The sequence below is a fragment of the Aeromicrobium sp. REDSEA-S32_B7 genome (assembly GCF_001626145.1).
GTDB classification, from domain to species: Bacteria; Actinomycetota; Actinomycetes; order Propionibacteriales; family Nocardioidaceae; genus Aeromicrobium; species Aeromicrobium erythreum.
In genome coordinates this window covers 1-3,100 of record NZ_LUNF01000052.1, presented here as the reverse complement: position 1 = coordinate 3,100, position 3,100 = coordinate 1, and the positions used below count along the sequence as shown (strand labels likewise).

3 protein-coding genes are annotated in these 3,100 nt (G+C 73.7%); all 3 read right to left on the bottom strand.

The window, feature by feature from the left end; genetic code table 11:
- Positions 1 to 1,202, bottom strand: a 1,202-nt coding sequence (bioA, locus tag A6Q79_RS03910; RefSeq protein ID WP_317696450.1) for an adenosylmethionine--8-amino-7-oxononanoate transaminase, incomplete at its 3' end; no start/stop codon positions are given.
- Between the two features lie 13 nt (positions 1,203 to 1,215).
- On the bottom strand, positions 1,216 to 2,373 hold the full coding sequence (gene bioB, locus A6Q79_RS03905) for a biotin synthase BioB (protein ID WP_286690289.1): 1,158 nt from the start codon (positions 2,371 to 2,373) through the stop codon (positions 1,216 to 1,218).
- A 159-nt stretch (positions 2,374 to 2,532) separates the two neighbouring features.
- A complete protein-coding gene (locus tag A6Q79_RS03900) occupies positions 2,533 to 3,003 on the bottom strand; it encodes a hypothetical protein (protein WP_286690288.1) in 471 nt (156 codons plus the stop codon).
- Positions 3,004 to 3,100: the final 97 nt, after the last annotated feature.

The window sequence follows — 3,100 nt, the reverse complement described above, 5'->3', positions numbered from 1 at the left end:
GTGTAGACGAGGTCGCGGAACGGTCGCAGCCACACGCCCGCCGCGAGGGCGGCGTCGGTGGCCGCCGCGATGTCGACGGCGTGGTCGAGCTGCACCACGCCGACCGCCCCGAGCGTGCGGACGTCGACGACGCCCTCGACGGCGCGCAGTGGCGCGAGACCACGGGCCAGCGCCTCCCCGACGCGCTGCACGTCGGCCTGCCAGCCGCGCTCGAGGAGGAGGTCGATGCTGGCCGACGCGACGGCGCACGCCAGCGGGTTGCCCATGAACGTCGGGCCGTGCATGAGAGCGCCGGACTCGCTGGCCGTCACGCCCCGCGCCACCTCGTCGGTGCACAGCACCGCGGCGAGCGAGACGTAGCCCCCGGTGAGCGCCTTGCCGACGCAGAGGACGTCGGGCGCGACCAGCTCGCTGACGAAGAGGTGACCGGTGCGACCGAAGCCCGTGGCGATCTCGTCGTGCACGAGCAGCAGACCGTGCTCGTCGGCCACCTCGCGCAGCACGCGCAGGCACGCGACTGGGTACGGGTGCATGCCGCCCGCCCCCTGCAGGAGCGGCTCCACGACGACGCCCGCCAGCTCGTGGGCGTGCCGGGCGGCGAGGTCGCGCACGCCGTCGGCCCACGCCGTCACCTCGGCGTCCGACGCGTCGTGGCGCGGCGGCCGGTCGGCGAACACCTGCTGCGGGAGGAGGTCGCGCCACATGGTGTGCATGCCGCCGACCGGGTCGGTCACGCTCATGCAGTCGAACGTGTCGCCGTGGTAGCCACCGCGCACCGTGAGCATGCGGGTGCGCTCGGGGTGCCCCGTCCCGCGCTGGTGCTGCAGCACCATCTTGAGCGCCACCTCCACGGCCACCGAGCCGGAGTCGGCGAGGAACACGCGCTCCAGGGGGGCGGGCGTCAGGTCGACGAGCCGTCGCGCCAGCTCGACGGCCGGTGCGTGCGTGAGCCCGCCGAACATCACGTGGCTGAACGACGCGACCTGATCGACCACCGCACGGTCGAGGACGGGGTGGCGGTACCCGTGCACCGCGGCCCACCACGACGACATCCCGTCGACCACCCAGTCGCCGTCGACCTCCAGTCGGCACCCGTCGGCGCCTGTGACGACCCTGGTGGGCGAGGGCTGCGTCATCGACGCGTAGGGATGCCAGACGTGCGCGCGGTCGAAGTCGCGCAGGTCGGCGAGGGTCGCGGTCACGGGAGGGCGGTGGTCAGGCGTTGGCGGGGACGTCGGTGCCCGCGCCGCGCTGCCGGATCGCGAGACCGGCCGTGCCGTCGTGGGAGGCGCAGCCGCTGCAGGCGGTGCCGCACCCGGTCGACGCGGTGCCGCACGGCGAGGCCGCGGGCGCCGCTGCCGTCGGCTCGGCAGGCTCGTGCCCGTGGAGGTCGTCCGCGCCGAGGATGGTGAAGCCGTGATCGCGGATCAGCTCGACGTCGGCCTTGGCGTCCTGGCCCTCCGACGTCAGGTAGTCGCCGAGGAAGATCGAGTTGGCCACGTGCAGCGCGAGGCCCTGCAGCGAGCGCAGGTGCATCTCGCGTCCGCCGGCGATGCGCACCTCGCGGTCGGGGCAGACGAAGCGCGCCATCGCCAGGATCTTCACGCAGCGGGCCGGGGAGAGCTCCCACGTGTTCTCGAACGGCGTGCCGTCGAACGGCATGAGGAAGTTGACGGGGATCGAGTCGGAGCCGAGCTCCTTCAGCGCGAACAGCGCCTCCACGAGCTGCTCGTCGGTCTCGCCGAGCCCGGCGATGAGCCCCGAGCAGGGCGACAGGCCGGCGGTGCGCGCCTTGGAGATCGTGTCGACGCGGTCGTCGTAGGTGTGGGTGGTGACGATCTCATCGTGGTGCGACGCCGCGGTGTTGATGTTGTGGTTGTAGGCGTCGACGCCGGCCTGTTTGAGCCGCTCGGCCTGGCCGTCCTTGAGCAGCCCCAGGCAGGCGCACACCTCGACGTCGGGGTAGCTGTCCTTCAGTGCCTCGGTCATCTCGGCGACCTTCTCGACGTCGCGGTTCGAGGGGCCGCGTCCCGACGAGACCAGGCACACGCGCGACGCGCCGCCTCGTAGTCCGGCGCCCGCCTGGCGCAGCGTCTCGTCGGTGGAGAGCCACGAGTACTTCAGGATCGGCGCCTCGGACCCGACGGCCTGCGAGCAGTAGCTGCAGTTCTCGGGGCACAGCCCGGACTTCAGGTTCACGAGGTAGTTGACCTTGACCGTGGCGCCGAAGTGCGCGCGGCGCAGACGTCCGGCGGCCGCGACGACGTCGAGCAGGGCGGCGTCGTCGGCGCGCAGCACCGCGAGCGCGTCCGCCTCGGTGGCGCTGCCCCCGTCGAGGATGCGGGTGGCGAGCTGGTCGAACGATGCGGTCATGACGGTCCTCGACTTCGGTGGCGGCCCCTGAACACCGTTCAGGTGAACGGTGTTCAGGCGACGATAGCCGATCCGCGCGGGCGCGTCACGGGGTCGTCGAGGCGGCCCGCCTCACCGTCCTCACCGTCGCCGTCCGCGCCCTCGCGGGCGTCGTAGGCGTCAGCGGCCCATGATCGGATCGAGCAGTCCGTCGAGCATCCCGGGGGAGGGGCTCGAGGACGGCGACGGCGACGGGCTGGGTTGCTGGGTCGGGGACGTCGGCCGCGGGCTGGGCGTCGTCGGCCCGGTGGGGGTGGCCCCGGGCGTGGTGGGCCGGGGCGTCGTCGGCGTGGTGGCACCTCGGTCGGGGGTGCGTCCGCTCGACGCGGCGGCGTCGCGGTCGGAGTCGCCGTCGGAGTCGGAGTCGGGGTCGGGCTCGCGCTCGTCGCGGGAGTCGTCGTCCTTCGCGTCGCGCTCGCTGCCAGGGTCGGTGCTGCGCGGGGTGGGGGTCGGGCTGCTGGTCGAGGGCCGGGGCTCGGCGGCCGCCGACGGGTCGCCTCCGTCGCCGAGGGAGGTGAGCGCGACCGCGCCGACGGCGAGCATGAGCACGACGGCGCAGGCGGCGGCCGTGCTGAGGGTGCGGATGCGCACGGGACCTCCCGGGTGGACGACCTTCCACGGTAGACAACGACGCAACCGCCCGCCGGTGACGTCCGCGGCCCTACGATGGGTCCGCACGCCTCCGTAG